Origin of the sequence: Shewanella sp. M16 (genome assembly GCF_018224605.1) — a bacterium.
In the GTDB taxonomy this organism is placed as follows: Bacteria; Pseudomonadota; Gammaproteobacteria; order Enterobacterales; family Shewanellaceae; genus Shewanella; species Shewanella oncorhynchi.
This window is the reverse complement of record NZ_JAGTUL010000009.1, coordinates 84,387-100,810: the sequence shown is the minus strand read 5'-3', so window position 1 is coordinate 100,810 and position 16,424 is coordinate 84,387. Positions and strand designations below refer to the sequence as shown.

Sequence of the window (16,424 nt, the reverse complement as noted above, 5' to 3'; positions counted from 1 at the left end):
TTACCACCTATAACTGATAACTAACGTTAGATTGAGCGCACCCAAGAAACGAACTCTTCGGCGAGTCTGGGAGGGTTACAGGCCTCTGTCTGATCTGCGATCTCGTTATAGTACTCGAGCTCGTGAACTATGATGGGTACCGAACGACCGAAAACGCGACTAACGGTTAAGTTGGAATGGAGTGTAGAAGCGACAACGCATACTGCGGCAACAAATTGCTCGGTTATCTCCTGACCGAGCTCAAGGCAGCGATCAAAATCGACATCTTCCTCCGCATCACTGTACCCGAGACCGAGATCGGCCACCCAGCGAGCTAAGATATCCGCAGTCTGAGAGTCAGAATCCCCAAAGACGAGGAGTTCGTTTTGAAGCCAGAAGGCATAGTTCCATTTTGCTTCGTCAGAGCTAGAAGCCTTTGGAATCGAAGCATGCCACTCGTCGACTGTGTTATAGCCGACTGTCAGCGTAGGTAGACGGGGATCGTCATATTCGTTGTTGATATAGAAAGACAATGCATAAATCTGCTCCGCCTCAGCGGTTGGTATACTCTCTAGCGCTTCGGTAATAGCACTCTGAAGCGCGGTAATCATTGGGATATTCATACTGGGTTTCCTGCTCGTTTAATGCCGCATTTGGCGAATGAAAATAGTGCATTGTAATTGAGAAAAAGAGCTTAACCCACTATTTTTGTTCAGCTTAAATGTCTGCCAATATATTAGTATTCAACCAATTTATCATTAGGATAGTCTCCAATCTATCACACGTAAGACTGCCATTTTTATATAACCCTACGGCCAAGTGATAGAAGCTTGGAATACTCAAAGATACCTATATTTTTCTTGTAAATAACTCAGAAAGAAATGTGTCTGTCCTCGCTTTCGATCTTTCAAAGGTTGGCAGACTATTTTACTGCTCGTTTGCGGCTTAACAGCGGAAGCTGATGATTAAGCACTGTCATTCCAGTGACACGCCACCCTTTTATTTCACAAGAAGTATCCATGAGGGCTCGACGACGGCATCTGCTACATACAGAAGTGCAAATGCCGCGATCACATGGATGTGAAAGAGCGGCCATGCCGTCAACGGTCACTTACATGTCAATGCTTAATCCAACCAACTCTCCAGTTATCGGTATGCCTTTTTTACAAGCATACGCTCTGCAAATTTAACAATGGATGGCTCGTTAAATTCTTTTGCTGCTCGTTTGCTGCTTAACAGCGGAAGCTGATTATTAAGCACTGTCATTCCAGTGACACGCCATAAACTCATCCATGAGGGCTCGACGACGGCATCCATGCCGTCAACGGTCACTTACATGCCAATGCTTAATCCAACCAACTATCCAGTTATCTGTATGCCTTTTTGCAAGCATACACTCTGCAAATTTAACAATGGATGGCTCGTTAAATTATTTAGAAATTTAGCAATGGAGGGCTTGTTAAACTTAAATTCTACTCTACCTACGCATGATAAAAACCTGTAACTTATCTCAATCAAACTCAAATAAAATCAGGGGCTTTAATCATGATCACAAAAATACGTATTCGTGGTTATAGGGTATACAAGGACTTCATTATCAAGCCACACCAAGGGAAGAACATCCTGATCGGTGACAACGATGCTGGTAAATCAACACTGATGGAAGCGATTTCATTAGCACTTAACGGCCGAATAAGCGGCCGAGCTGTACTTGAAGAACTAAATCCACATTGGTTCAACACTGACTTAGTGGACGAATTTCTCAACGCACTGAGTTTTGGCAAAAAGCCCTCCTTCCCCGAAATACTAATTGAGCTGTACTTACGTAATGATGCCGAACTTCAGATGTTGTGTGGAGCGGTAAACACCAGTGTACCTACGGATGTCTGTCCAGGAGTATTTCTAAGGATTTTCCCAAATGATGAATATCAAGACATGCTGGACGAATGGTTGAAGAGCCCCAACGAACTAATGCCAGTGGAATACTACACATGCGAGTGGCGATCGTTTGCTGACCAAGAATTGGTGAAGCGCCCAAGAGTACTTTCTGTAGCGATAATTGATTCCAAAACCGTTAGGTCTGCTTCTGGCGTGGACTACCATTTGAGGCAAATTCTAAGTGATCACCTCGAAGCCCCAGAAAAAGCAGTGATAGCGCAAGAATTCCGCAAAATCAAAGCATCAATGACCGAGGGGGCTCTTGCTCCAATCAACAAACGCATAGCCGAGCTAGGGGCAGCATTACAAGCCGAACCAATGGCCTTAGCAATGGATCAAACCTCAAGAACATCTTGGGAAAGTACTATCACTCCTCATGTGGATCGCGTGCCATTTGCAATGGCAGGGCTAGGTCAGCAAGCCGCGATTAAAATCTCTCTAGCTATGAAGCAGCATGCATCCAAAGCAAAGATCATCATGATCGAAGAACCCGAAAATCATCTTTCCCATACAAGTTTAAGGATTTTATTAGACCGTATTGAATCGCTAGCAACAAAAGAACAGCAGCTATTTATCTCTACTCACAGCACCTACGTGCTGAACCGACTTGGTCTAGACTCCTTGCACCTACTTAGCCGCAATCATGCGTCAAGGATTACAGACCTGTCATCTGAAACTGTCCGTTATTTTCAAAGGTTACCGGGATACGACACCTTACGCCTAGTTCTCGCCAAGAAAGTGGTGCTAGTAGAGGGGCCTTCCGATGAGATAATTTTTGAACGAGTGTTTAGAGATCGCTTCGGAAAAGATCCAATGGAGTCAGGAATTGATGTCGTCAGTATGCGAGGACTAGCACTCGCAAGATGTTTGGAACTATGCCAAACAATCAACAAGCCAGTCGCTGTGATGCGAGATAACGATGGAATTGAGCCAAAAGATCTAAAAGAGCCACTTAAACAATGGCTAGACGACAAGACAAGAGCACTTTTTATTGGTGCAGTTGTTGATGGACATACTCTAGAACCTCAATTGATCAAGGCAAATGGAGAGGAACACTTAAGGAAGATATTAGAAATCACCCCGAGAGCTGATTTAGAAACTTGGATGACCAGAGAAAAAACTGAAGGAGCAATAAGGCTAGCTGAATCAAAGAAGCCTTTGACTCCACCACCGTATATGCTTGCTGCCGCGGAGTTTATACAGAATGCCTAACATTCTAACTTTAGCAGTCGCTGGAGGCCGAAAAACTCAAGGGTTAGTTGATCACTGCAACGCCTTGTCTTCAAATAGAAAAGTTGCATTGCTAACATTCACTCAAACGAACCAACAAGAAGTGAAAGCAAGATTAGCCCTTCAGGCTGGACACGCCTCTGGAATAGAAGTAATGGGGTGGTACACATTTCTACTCAGGCATTTTGCCAAGCCATTTCTAAATATGAAGTTCCCCGGAGAAAGAGTTAAAGGTTTCGATTTTGACGGGCGCCCTAGCAGGTACGCCAAAGGCAAAAGTAGATTCATGACTGCCGATAATAAAATTTTCGGCTGTGAACTAGGCAGATTGGCTTTTGAGTTGATGCAAGCCACTCCAGCATTAGTGCACAGGCTTGAATGCATCTACGATGAAATATTAATCGATGAAGTTCAGGATCTTGCAAGCTATGACTGGGAGATCCTAGAAATGCTTCTGCATTCAAAAATTGAAGTGCATTTGGTTGGTGATGTACGTCAATCCGTCTTATCCACGAATCCTCGTGGACAAAAAAACAAGAAGTTTAGTTACGCCGCATCTTTAGAGTGGTTCCTTAAGCGAGAAGCTGAAAAATGTTTGAATATATTCTACGCAACAACTACATACCGATGCAGGCAAGAAATTGCTTCATTTTCGGACAGTATTTTTGATGCAAGCTGGCGATTTCCCGAGACCATTTCAGAAAACCGCAACGAAACTGGACATGACGGCGTGTTTTTAGTGCGCTCGGAGCATGTTAACGAGTATATGTCTCAATACAGCCCGCAATGTTTGAGAAATAGTAAAAGTTCGGCCAAAGATTTGCAGCTTCCATTCCTGAATTTCAAATTAGTTAAAGGGGCTACTTTTGAGAGGGTACTAGTTGCTCCCACTAAAAATATAGAAAATTTCATTAAGAGCGGGGCGCCTTTGGAATCAACGGCAGCATCAACTTTCTATGTTGCAGTAACTCGAGCAAAGCAAAGTGTTGCAATCATTTTAGACCAACCTGGACAGTCTACACTTCAATATTGGACTCCTTGAATTCACAAAAATATGGCCGGCATAACTCTTTTGGGTGTAACAGCAGGCACTCAAATCACAGAAGTTCACCCTCCCCTAGGAGTTGCCGTAGGGCATTTGCGTTCGTTGCGTGAGCGAGGCATGGATGCCGAGATAGCGTCAGTCGAATCAGGGACGAGCGTCTGACGCGATAGCATAAGGACGCTAAATGCCCAAGGGGCTTTCAACTCCGTTAGGGCGTCATGGAGCATCCAAGGAGGATAGGACGAGCAGTCCTCCTTGGTCGGGTGTGGGGTGAAGCCCCACGACTTTGATTTAACTCTTATTTCTGCTTGGATTAGCCAATCCAAAATCAATCTAAACCGCAGTACAAAATTCAAAAGAGATAACCAATCACTCTGGCGCGACAGCGCCAAAAAACAAACCCCGACTCAGTTACCCGAGTCGGGGTTTTCATTTTTTACAAAAATTTAGGTTTAAGCGATTAAGCTAAAGACCGCAGATGTTTTTGCGCAGGATAAAACGTTCAGTACAAGGCGCTGTGAGCGTAGCATACGTTGTGTGTATGTGAGCGAGCAGCAACGCCGTAATCAACGTTTTAGACCAGCAAAAATTACATCATGCCGCCCATTCCGCCCATCCCACCCATACCGCCCATATCTTGGCTAGCATTTTGTGGGATCTCAGCAACCATAGCTTCTGTAGTGATCATCAGACCTGCGATTGACGCAGCGAATTGCAATGCACAACGGGTCACTTTAGTTGGGTCAAGGATACCCATTTCTAACATATCACCGTAAGTGTCATTACCGGCGTTATAACCGAAGTTACCGCTGCCGTTCTTCACTGTGTTAGCAACAACTGACGCTTCTTCACCCGCGTTAGTGGCGATTTGACGTAGTGGCGCTTCCATTGCACGCAGTGCGATAACCACACCGTGTTTTTGGTCTTCGTTTAATACTTCAACTTCAGCGATCTTAGAAGCTACGCGAACCAGAGCAACACCGCCGCCAGGAACCACGCCTTCTTCTACCGCAGCGCGAGTTGCATGCAGTGCATCTTCAACGCGGGCTTTTTTCTCTTTCATTTCAACTTCAGTCGCTGCGCCAACTTTAATCACTGCTACGCCGCCAGCTAGTTTAGCCATACGCTCTTGCAGTTTTTCTTTGTCGTAGTCTGAGGTTGACTCTTCAACTTGTTGTTTGATTTGGCTTACACGAGCAGCAATTTGTGTTTGCTCGCCGTTACCATCGATGATGGTGGTGTTGTCTTTAGTGATCACAACACGCTTAGCTGTACCTAAATCTTCCAACGTTGCTTTTTCAAGCTCTAGGCCGATTTCTTCAGCAATAACAGTACCGCCAGTCAGGATTGCTACGTCTTGCAGCATTGCCTTACGACGATCGCCAAAGCCAGGTGCTTTAACGGCAGCCACTTTCACAATACCGCGCATATTGTTCACAACTAGCGTTGCTAATGCTTCGCCTTCAACGTCTTCAGCAACGATAAGCAATGGCTTACCGGTTTTTGCCAGACCTTCAAGGATAGGTAACAGTTCGCGAATGTTAGAGATTTTCTTATCTACTAACAGTACGAATGGGTGATCTAATTCAACGCTGCCAGTTTCTGGCTTGTTGATGAAGTATGGAGATAGGTAGCCACGGTCAAACTGCATACCTTCTACTACGTCCAATTCGTTTTCTAACGCTTGGCCTTCTTCAACTGTGATCACGCCTTCTTTGCCGACTTTTTCCATCGCAGTTGCGATAATTTCGCCGATAGATTCGTCAGAGTTTGCAGAGATAGTCGCAACTTGTGCAATCGCTTTTGAATCTGCACAAGGTTGTGATAAGGCTTTTAATTCAGCAACTGCAGCGATAACGGCTTTGTCGATACCGCGCTTCAGATCCATTGGGTTCATACCGGCTGCAACGGCTTTTAAGCCTTCAACTACAATGGCTTGAGCCAGTACAGTTGCAGTAGTAGTACCATCACCGGCGGCGTCGTTGGCTTTAGAAGCAACTTCTTTCACCATTTGCGCGCCCATGTTTTCGAATTTGTCTTCTAACTCGATTTCTTTGGCAACAGAAACACCGTCTTTAGTGATCAGTGGTGAGCCGAAGCTCTTGTCTAATACCACGTTACGGCCTTTAGGGCCTAAGGTCACTTTAACTGCGTTTGCGAGAATGTTTACGCCAGCCAGCATTCTTACGCGAGCGTCATTACCAAATACAACTTCTTTAGCTGCCATCTTGATTATCCTTTAAATTTTTAATGATTAATTGGAATGTCGAATTGATGCTGAGGATTAACCCACTACTGCCATCAGGTCAGCTTCCGACAGGATCAAGACTTCTTGACCGTCGATTTTTTCTTTCTTAACGCCGTAACCTTCGTTGAAGATCACCACGTCACCCACTTTGACATCCAGTGGCTTAACTGTGCCATTTTCTAAAATACGGCCATTGCCCACAGCAAGGATTTCACCGCGAGTTGATTTTTCAGCGGCGCTACCGGTCAGTACTATGCCACCCGCTGATGTAGATTCAACTTCTAGACGCTTAACGATTACGCGGTCATGTAATGGACGAATATTCATCTATGAACTCTCCTAATGATTTGATGCCCTACAATCGAGCCTATTTGTGATTAAAAAAACAGACACCTTAGTCTGCTCTTTTGCTGTCTGAGATATGGGGCTGACAGTGTCGAGATCCAAGGGCATTTACAAAAAAAAACTTCAATTTTTTGATGTCGGTTTTTTCAAGTCCGCACAATCCTGCTAGAATCTCGCCTCCGCTCGCTAACAAGGCACTATTTTTCCATGAAAGACAGACACGGGCTGCTCACCGCGCCAATTGGTCGTGTACTGCTCAACATGAGCCTCCCCAACTTAATTGGCATTATGACCATTCTAGGTTTCAGCCTCGCTGACACTTTTTTTATCAGCCAATTGGGCACCGAAGCCTTAGCCGCCATCAGTTTTACCTTCCCGGTGACCTTAGTGATCTCTAGCATCGCCATTGGTATTGGCGCTGGTGTCTCGACTAATTTAGGCCGACTGTTCGGTTCGGGTAATGCCCATAAGGCCAAAGTGTTCTTGCATGATGCCTTATTGCTCACCTTTGTCTTGATCGCCAGTTTAGCCGCACTGGGTAGCATTTTTATTACGCCACTGTTTCGCTTACTCGGGGCAAACAATGACAGCTTGCCGCTGATCCACGACTATATGATTTACTGGTATGTCAGCGCACCGCTGCTGGTATTGTTGATGGTAGGCAATCAAGGCTTACGTTCCACTGGCGACACCCGCTCGCCGGCGATGATCATGGCGCTGGCGGCGCTCATCAATCTTATCCTCGATCCGTTATTGATTTTTGGTATTGGGCCATTTCCACGTTTAGAAATCCAAGGCGCCGCGATTGCAACCCTGTTCGCTTGGTTGATTGCCTTATCTTTGTCGGGATATTTGTTGATTGTCAGGCGCAAAATGCTCGAATGGACCGCCTTTGACATAGACAGAATGCGCGCGAACTGGAGCAAATTAGCCCATATCGCACAACCCGCCGCCTTGATGAATTTAATCAATCCACTAGCCAATGCCATTATTATGGCCATGTTGGCGCATATCGATCACAGCGCCGTGGCAGCCTTTGGTGCCGGTACTCGATTAGAGTCAGTACTATTAATAGTGGTGATGGCACTGTCGTCGAGTTTAATGCCCTTTATTGCGCAAAACTTAGGGGCAGGACAGCCACACAGAGCAAAAGAAGCCCTGCTATTATCGATAAAATTTATCTTTATTTTCCAGACTTTACTCTATATCCCACTGATCTTTTTAGCCGAGCCTATCGCGCATTTATTCAGTACCGATCCGCAGGTTATCGAATGGCTGAGTTTTTATATCTTAGTGCTGCCCTGTGCCTACGGACCTTTGGGTATAGTGATTATTGTCGCGACCTCCCTCAATGCCTACCACAGGCCTATGAGTTCATTAGTCATCAATCTGTGCCGCTTAGTACTGCTCATGCTGCCGCTAGCAGCCTTGGGATCGTATATAGGTGACGTTAAAGGCCTGCTGCTCGCGCTACCTGTGACCAATATTTTGATGGGAATTGCCTGTTACTGGCTGGCGCAGCGGATCTGTGAGCCCACAAAGATCACGACCGCAAACGCCATTAGCGAGGGGTAAACTAGCTTGATTTTTTAACGGGAAAGCGCAACACGTCGTCTGAAAACGCTCCCGTAGAGGCTTTGCAGGATCGACGTGGGCCTTGCTCGCTCATGTTGATCGGCACGCCATTTGGCACTAGCTCTTGCATGATATAGTCGATAAAGCGTCGACAGGCTAAACTCACGTAACGTCTTGATGGATAAGCTAAGAAACACTCGCCTTGGTGGGGTTGGATTTCAGGTAACAAAGTCACTAACTCACCGCTTTGTACATATTCATCCACGACTTCAGCAGGCGCATACACTATGCCGCGTCCTTGCAATCCAAACTCAACCGCCACTTCAATACTGTTGGAGCAGAAATTACCTCTGACTCTCACCTCTTGTTCTGAACCGATAAATAACTCATTAAAGATTTTGCCGTTGGATAAACGGAACATAGACACATTATGTGCTTCAATCTCTTTCGGTGTTTTAGGTGTACCGTGTGCAGCTAAATATTGAGGACTCGCGTAAAAACGTAAGTCAGTAGTAAAAATCGGCCGCACTACTAAATCTAAGGTATCCAACGCAGGCTCGACCACAAAGGCCACATCGAGATTATGTTTCACCATATCAACGGATTCTGAACTGCTGATGACTTCTAAGGTGAGTTTAGGATGCATATCCATAAAGCGGAAAATGGCTTGCATCAAGATTTTCATGCTGTGGATAGGGAACATTTGAATGCGCAAATGCCCGCTGATCTCAGCATCGTCATTGGTCATTTCGAAGAGGGTTTCGTCGAGCTGAGCCAAAATATTCTGCGAACGCTGGTAAAAATGGCTGCCCGCAGAAGTGAGCGTCATAGAGCGGCTCTGACGGTGGAACAATTTAATGTTCAGCTCATCTTCCAAGGCTTGCAAACGCCGACTCACAGTCGATTTAGGTAAGTTAAGTAAATCCGCCGCTTCAATCAAACTACCGGTTTCAGCAATTCGGTGGAATAACGCTAAGTCCTCTGTCTTCATTTTGACCTTAAGTTCAATCTCATTATGTGGGACTGATAATCCCAAAGTATCCCGTTTATTGCAACTAATTTAGCTGGTATCTTCGCGCCCAGAAATGCTGACAATTTGTTAACTAGGAAATCTCCACCATGAAATCATATCGACTCTTGCCGCTGACAATGCTGCTTCCAGCCCTGATCAGTGGTTGTTCGCCTGCGGAAAGTTCAGTGCAAGTGGCAACAATTCGTCCGGTTAAACTGTTTGAAGTACTCAATGTAGAAGACGGAGATTTCAGAACATTTCCAGCCCGCGTTGCCGCCAATAGTCGCGCAGAATTATCGTTCCGCATTTCAGGACAATTAACAGAATTGGCATTAGTTGAAGGGCAAAGAGTCACTCAAGGTAGCTTACTCGCAAAACTTGATGACAGGGACGCCCACAATAATTTAATGACCCGTGAGGCGGAGCATGAACTGTTAGCCGCTGACTTTAAACGTAAAGTCGAGCTACTCAATCGCAAGCTGATTTCACAATCTGAGTTTGATAGCACTCAAGCGCAACTCAAATCGGCCACCGCCGCCTTAGCCGCTGCACGCGATCAACTGAGTTACACCCGTTTAACGGCACCTTTTAGCGGTACGGTCGCCAAACGTTTGGTGGATAACCACCAAATAGTGCAAGCAAACCAAGGGGTATTAACATTACAGAACAATAACTTGCTCGATATTAGCATTCAAGTTCCCGAGTCGATGGCGGCGGGTTTGAAGCAATATACCGATCAAGCTCATTTTACAGCTAAGGTGCGTTTTAGTGCCTTCCCCGAGCAAAGTTTCGATGCCAAATTTAAAGAATACTCGACTCAAGTCACGCCGGGTACCCAAGCCTATGAAGTGGTGTTTTCGTTACCTCAACCTCAAGATATTCAGTTACTTCCAGGAATGAGTGCCGAGTTGACCTTAGCCTTAGTCAAAAATCCTAGTGCCCTCGCGTCAACGGTAGTGCCAGTGACCGCTATCGATAAGCGCGACCAAGATGGCCAAGTGCAAGTGTGGATTTATCAAGCGCAATCGGGTGAAGTAAAACCGACGATGGTGACGCTAGGACGCGTGAGTAATCAAGGTGTTGAGATTTTAACGGGCGTCAACAAGGGCGATCTCATCGTCAGCGCTGGAGTGTCTCAATTATCCGATGGCATGAAAGTCAAACCACTACGCTGGCAGCGTGGGGTGTAATTGATGAACATTGCAGAGTATTCGATACGCCACAAAGTCATCAGTTGGATGTTTGTGTTGCTACTACTCGTGGGTGGTGGCGTCAGTTTTACTGGTTTGGGGCAACTAGAATTCCCCGAATTTACCATTAAAGAAGCTTTAGTGATCACGGCTTATCCCGGTGCATCGCCTGAGCAAGTTGAAGAAGAAGTGACATTACCGCTCGAAGATGCCCTGCAGCAACTCGACGCCATTAAGCATGTGACTTCAATTAATAGTGCGGGTTTGTCACAAATCCAAATCGAGATTAAAGAAAGCTACGATAAAACCAGCCTGCCGCAGGTGTGGGATGAAGTGCGTCGTAAAGTTAATGATGCTGCGGGAAACTTGCCGCCAGGCACAGCAACGCCACAGGTGATGGACGACTTTGGCGATGTGTATGGCATTTTATTTAACCTTTCGGGACCTGATTACAGCAACCGCGAGTTGAGCAATTACGCCGACTATCTGCGCCGCGAGCTAGTGCTAGTACCTGGAGTGAAAAAGGTTTCTGTTGCTGGCAACGTCACCGAGCAAGTCGTGATTGAAATCTCCCAGCAAAAGCTGTCGGCACTGGGGTTAGATCAGAGCTATATCTATGGCTTAGTGAACAATCAAAACGTCGTCTCTAACGCGGGCAGCTTAGTGATTGGCGATAACCGTATCCGCATTCATCCCACGGGCGAATTTAGCAATGTGCAGGATCTCGCGCGTTTGATCGTCAGCCCTCCGGGTAGCTCTGAGCTGATTTACCTTGGCGACATTGCCAATATTGAAAGGGATTATGACGAAACCCCTAACGTGCTTTATCACAATAAAGGTGAAGCAGCGTTATCGCTGGGGATTTCTTTCTCTAGCGGTGTGAATGTAGTCGAAATCGGGCAAAAGGTCAGTGACCGTTTAGCCGAGCTTGAATCACAACGCCCAATCGGCATGAATTTAGCGACGGTTTATAATCAGAGTCAGGCGGTAGATGAGACAGTTAACGGCTTCTTAATCAACCTAATGGAATCCATTGCCATAGTGATCGCCGTGCTTCTGCTGTTTATGGGATTGCGCTCAGGTCTATTGATGGGCCTGATCTTACTGCTGACGATTCTAGGCACTTTTATCGTGATGAAAGTGCTCGGGATTGATCTACAGCTCATCTCCCTCGGCGCACTCATTATTGCCCTTGGTATGTTGGTCGATAACGCCATTGTCGTTACTGAAGGCATTTTAATTGGTATCCGTCGCGGTAAGACCCGTTTGGAAGCGGCCAAACAGATAGTGTCCCAAACCCAGTGGCCGCTATTGGGCGCGACTGTAATTGCCATTATTGCCTTTGCGCCCATTGGCTTATCGCAAAATGCCGCCGGTGAATTCTGCCGTTCTTTATTCCAAGTGTTGATGATTTCGCTGTTTATCAGCTGGATCACCGCCATCACACTCACGCCGTTTTTCTGTCATCTGTTATTTAAAGATGCGCCGAGCGATGAAGAAGCCCAAGACCCCTACAAGGGCTGGTTCTTCAGCTTATATCGCACAAGCTTAATTGTGGCACTGCGCTTTAGGCTGGTGAGCATACTGCTGGTTATCGCTATGCTTTTCAGCGCTGTGGTGGGCTTTGGTCATATCAAGAATGTGTTCTTTCCTGCTTCTAACACGCCGATTTTCTTTGTGGATATCTGGATGCCAGAGGGGACTGACATCAAGGCGACCGAGCGTTTTACCGCTGATATCGAGAAGTTAATGCTTGCGCTGGACGAGCAAAAAGACGTTGGGCTAAAACACTTAACAACCGTTATTGGCCAAGGTTCGCAGCGCTTCGTACTGCCCTATCAGCCAGAAAAAGGCTATCCCGCCTTTGCCCAGTTGATTGTAGAAATGCAGGATTTAGACGCAGTTAAAGCCTATATGCCTGAATTAGAAACCTTGTTAAATCAACGTTTCCCACAGGCACAATATCGTTTAAAAAACATGGAGAACGGCCCTTCGCCCGCCGCCAAAATTGAGGCACGCTTTTACGGTGATAACCCAGAAGTGCTGCGCGCTTTAGGTGCTCAAGCCGAGGCGATTTTCCACGCCGAACCGAGCATGGATGGCATACGTCACAACTGGCGTAATCAAGTGCCGTTGATCCGTCCGCAACTGGAAAATGCCCAAGCGCGGGAAACAGGGATCAGTAAGCAAGACCTCGACAATGCCCTATTGGTTAACTTTAGCGGTAAGCAAATAGGTTTATACCGAGAAACCAGCCACTTGTTGCCGATAGTCGCCAGAGCGCCCGCCGAAGAACGTTTGCAAGCGGACAGCCTGTGGAAGCTGCAAATTTGGAGCAACGAACACAATACCTTTGTGCCCGCCACCCAAGTAGTCAGTAGCTTCAACACTGAGTGGGAAAATCCACTGGTGATGCGCCGCGATCGCATGCGCATGCTCGCAGTAATGGCTGATCCTAAGCTTGGTAGCAATGAAACCGCCGATTCTGTACTGCGCAAAATCAAAGACCAGGTCGAAGCGATCAGCTTGCCCGCGGGTTACCGCTTGGAATGGGGCGGTGAATTTGAAACCGCAGGTGAAGCACAAGCGTCGGTATTTAGCTCAATTCCCTTAGGTTATCTGGCGATGTTTTTGATTACCGTATTCTTGTTCAACTCAGTGCGTCAGCCCTTAGTGATCTGGTTTACTGTGCCACTGGCATTGATTGGGGTTTCAGCGGGACTCTTGTTGTTCGATGCGCCCTTCAGCTTTATGGCACTACTCGGATTACTGAGTTTGTCGGGCATGGTGATTAAAAACGGTATTGTCTTGGTCGATCAGATCAACCTCGAGCTCAGTGAAGGTAAACCAGCCTATTTTGCCTTAATCGACTCCTGTGTCAGCCGTGTTCGTCCAGTGATGATGGCCGCGATAACCACTATGCTCGGGATGATACCGCTGATCCCCGACGCGTTTTTCGGTTCTATGGCGATTACAATTATTTTCGGTCTAGGCTTCGCTTCTCTGCTGACGCTCATCGTACTGCCAGTGATGTACAGCCTAGTATTCAATATCAAAGCGACGGCAACAGGAGGTCAATCACCCAGCTAACCTGCTCCGCATTTTATCCAAAAACGCTTCCCGGCGCGGCCGGTCAGTCATTCGTGGCTGGCTGGCCATTTCATTTTTGATCTATTGCGGTTTGAGGGGCAATTTAAACAAGCACATCCATTAGATAAACAAGTTTGGCAAACTGAGATTGGTCTTTAATTACGATAACTAATATGACTGATAAATAAATATATTAATTAAAAAACATGAACTATCAGTTCCATATTTTCACCGCTAATACGGGACAATTACCTGTTACACACATTTACACGAGTAAATAGCAGCGGTATATTTAGTGCTGATTATTCATTTACAATGCCATCTGAAATACCACTACCTATAACTAACAACATAAATAATGTTATTGCTTTGTTAGCATAATAATTTATGTTTGAGAAACATCATGAAATTACGCTTTGATAGCGTCCAGACAATGAGTAAACAGACAATATTACTGGCAGTTATTAGCACTTTACTAATACTCACTACAATCCCGTTTATCTGTAGGTCATTCTGGCTCGCACTTGTACTATTATGGTATGTTTTTTGTAGTTTTTAATTCTAAAATCAATTAGAAATCTGTCTAATCAAAAACCTTATTGCTTCAAACAGACAAAATTTAAGTCATTTATACATAATATCAGCCTCACTACAAAACATTGCTTTTAATAGAGATTAGCTAAAAAAGAGTTTTCGATGAAATATGCAAAGAAAATTTTATTTGTGACTATTAGAGCACATCTAGTTTATACGGTAATATTTTTACCGAATACTTTCGCAGAAAATATCAATTATAGTCATTATGGGCCACTTCGTGTGCATGCCCAATCACCTACACATGCGGGTAGCTTAACGCCTCTGCTTCGTTCAGGATTTGCACTGCCTGAAGGGAAAAAAGAGGTATACGGATCTGCAACAGTAGCAAGTGTATGGGCTGAAACTGACGATTACTATGCTGACTATTATCATAATTCTCTTAATGGCGGAATAAAGTGGCAACTCACTAAAAAATGGATGTTTGATACTAATTATAAGTGGAGTTTTAGTGGGGATAACCATCTTGACTCAGTCACTATCTGGTTTCATGATGCATTTGGTGTGGGTCAAAATGGCCGCGACAATACAATCAAAGACAAAAACCAAATATTTTCAAAGAATGGTATAAATCAACCTGATCTTTCTGGCGATACGCTAACGAATGCCCTAAATTTCTATTTAGAATATCAATTGCTTAGTGAGGATAATTATGGTCTATCAATAGGTGGCAGCTTATATTACAACCATGTTAACTCTGGCCCATTTGTAGATAACCGTTTTGAACAAGCATTACAGCTGAATTATAGCTATACATCTGGAATGCATCATTTTTACTCCACTACAGGTATAAGCTTTAGACAAAATGATGAAAGTCTATCTGGATTAGACTATAAAGATCATGCAGTAATGTTATCTTTAGGTTATGAGTATTTAATGGGACGCCATGGTTGGCTTATTGAATTACATCACTATGAAGGTTTACTCAAAACAGATAATGACTTTTCAAAACCTTCTCACGAAGTATTTCTAGGCTATAGGTATTATCTGAATAACAGTGCAATTGAATTTACTATCGTCGAAAACCTACTCAACATGGACAACAGCACTGATATTGCTTTTTCTCTTGGGTACAGAGTCATGATTTAAAAATACCTTACTTTATCGCATGAATGCGATAAAAAAGCTTTTCTCTAATATCATGTTAACTCTTATGCTGAGTGAGCGGGTTATTAGTATTGGAGTTTTTTTAAGAGTGAAATGGCTATTACGGGGGAAGTGAACCAGCGGCACAGGTCAGATTGATTCAGTGGGCCACTGGTATCTAAGGGATATTAGGGAGCAAACTCAAGCGAATAAACACGATAATCAAATGAGTTAATCCAATAACAAACTAACGCAACAAGCGACTAAGACAATACGAGACTCATACTAAGACTTAGGGTCTTTGTCCTGCGCTTTATCAGAGAGTTGATGGCTAGCGGGTTTGATATCACTTGGATCGACTTTATGTTCAAAGTCTCCCTCAAACACATTACCGTCCTTTTTCACACTATCATCAAATGGCGCTTGGCCAAATGGGTCCTGTGGCTTAGGCCCAAAGGGGCCTTGGCCCGCTTGAAAGCCACCGTGCATTGTGCCCTGTAAACCGGCAACAACCCGTAACTGCATGCGTTTGAACAACAAGGCAGCAATGGGACGACGGGTTAATGGCGTCAAGAATAATAGGCCAATGGCATCGGTTACAAAACCGGGGATCACGAGCAAGATGCCCGCCATAGCTAACATCATGCCCTCGACAATTTCTTGCCCCGGTGCTTCACCGCGGGCGAGTTTTTGTTGTACTTGCATTAAGGTGTTTAAGCCTTGGCTGCGAACCAGAGAGACCCCGAGCACGGCGGTAAAGAGCACTAAACCTATGGTAGTCCAAGTGCCAAGCACTTCACCCACACGGATCAGCACCGACAGCTCTATTACTGGGATCAGCACAAAGAGTAAAAAAATAATGAAAAACATACCGACCTCAGGTTTATCTGACTATCTCTGTAAACTAAATGGGGGTTATCCGGTCTTAATTCAAGTCAGGATAACCATTAGGACGAAGTAAGGGAGCAAAACACTGATATTTAGCTCACCCTTTTGTTAACCCGCTAATGTATGAGACCATTAAAACACGTAAAGTAGCCTAACGAAGTTGGCTTAAGCGAACTTTAAAATTCTTAAGAGACGATACCTAAC

Annotated in this window: 11 protein-coding genes; 6 read left to right on the top strand and 5 right to left on the bottom strand. The window is 45.1% G+C overall.

The window, feature by feature from the left end; translation table 11 throughout:
• Positions 1–26: 26 nt before the first annotated feature.
• Positions 27–602 carry a hypothetical protein gene (locus tag KFE26_RS08190; protein ID WP_212600123.1) on the bottom strand — a complete coding sequence of 192 codons (576 nt, stop codon included), beginning with the start codon at positions 600–602 and terminating at the stop codon, positions 27–29.
• Between the two features lie 922 nt (positions 603–1,524).
• Here KFE26_RS08190 and KFE26_RS08185 point away from each other — a divergent pair.
• On the top strand, positions 1,525–3,129 hold the full coding sequence (locus KFE26_RS08185) for an ATP-dependent endonuclease (RefSeq protein ID WP_212600122.1): 1,605 nt from the start codon (positions 1,525–1,527) through the stop codon (positions 3,127–3,129).
• Positions 3,122–4,189 carry a UvrD-helicase domain-containing protein gene (locus KFE26_RS08180; protein ID WP_212600121.1) on the top strand — a complete coding sequence of 356 codons (1,068 nt, stop codon included), beginning with the start codon at positions 3,122–3,124 and terminating at the stop codon, positions 4,187–4,189. Before KFE26_RS08185 ends, KFE26_RS08180 begins: the two co-directional genes overlap by 8 nt.
• Before the next feature lie 592 nt (positions 4,190–4,781).
• On the opposite strand, the gene groL is transcribed toward KFE26_RS08180, so the two are convergent.
• Both groL and KFE26_RS08170 read right to left on the bottom strand, forming a co-directional pair.
• Complete coding sequence (groL, locus tag KFE26_RS08175) at positions 4,782–6,419, bottom strand: chaperonin GroEL (RefSeq protein WP_011847850.1); 1,638 nt, start codon at positions 6,417–6,419, stop codon at positions 4,782–4,784.
• A 57-nt stretch (positions 6,420–6,476) separates the two neighbouring features.
• The gene (locus tag KFE26_RS08170; RefSeq protein ID WP_006086113.1) at positions 6,477–6,767 is read right to left on the bottom strand and encodes a co-chaperone GroES; all 291 of its coding nucleotides are present in this window, start codon (positions 6,765–6,767) and stop codon (positions 6,477–6,479) included.
• A gap of 225 nt (positions 6,768–6,992) precedes the next feature.
• Here KFE26_RS08170 and KFE26_RS08165 point away from each other — a divergent pair, with 225 nt between their 5' ends.
• Positions 6,993–8,360, top strand: coding sequence for an MATE family efflux transporter (locus KFE26_RS08165; RefSeq protein WP_212600120.1), 1,368 nt, complete (start codon positions 6,993–6,995; stop codon positions 8,358–8,360).
• Between the two features lies 1 nt (position 8,361).
• Here KFE26_RS08165 and KFE26_RS08160 read toward each other — a convergent pair whose 3' ends face one another.
• On the bottom strand, positions 8,362–9,351 hold the full coding sequence (locus KFE26_RS08160; RefSeq protein WP_113940006.1) for a LysR family transcriptional regulator: 990 nt from the start codon (positions 9,349–9,351) through the stop codon (positions 8,362–8,364).
• 128 nt (positions 9,352–9,479) lie between these two features.
• On the opposite strand from KFE26_RS08160, the gene KFE26_RS08155 reads away from it, so the two are divergent.
• From KFE26_RS08155 to KFE26_RS08145, 3 genes are all read left to right on the top strand, one after another.
• Entirely contained in the window at positions 9,480–10,562 is a 1,083-nt protein-coding gene (locus tag KFE26_RS08155) for an efflux RND transporter periplasmic adaptor subunit (RefSeq protein WP_113940007.1), read from the top strand.
• 3 nt (positions 10,563–10,565) lie between these two features.
• Positions 10,566–13,652, top strand: coding sequence for an efflux RND transporter permease subunit (locus KFE26_RS08150; RefSeq protein WP_113940008.1), 3,087 nt, complete (start codon positions 10,566–10,568; stop codon positions 13,650–13,652).
• A gap of 696 nt (positions 13,653–14,348) precedes the next feature.
• Positions 14,349–15,335 carry a DUF3187 family protein gene (locus KFE26_RS08145; protein WP_249195623.1) on the top strand — a complete coding sequence of 329 codons (987 nt, stop codon included), beginning with the start codon at positions 14,349–14,351 and terminating at the stop codon, positions 15,333–15,335.
• Between the two features lie 282 nt (positions 15,336–15,617).
• On the opposite strand, the gene KFE26_RS08140 is transcribed toward KFE26_RS08145, so the two are convergent.
• On the bottom strand, positions 15,618–16,202 hold the full coding sequence (locus KFE26_RS08140) for an FxsA family protein (protein WP_113940009.1): 585 nt from the start codon (positions 16,200–16,202) through the stop codon (positions 15,618–15,620).
• Positions 16,203–16,424 lie beyond the last annotated feature (222 nt).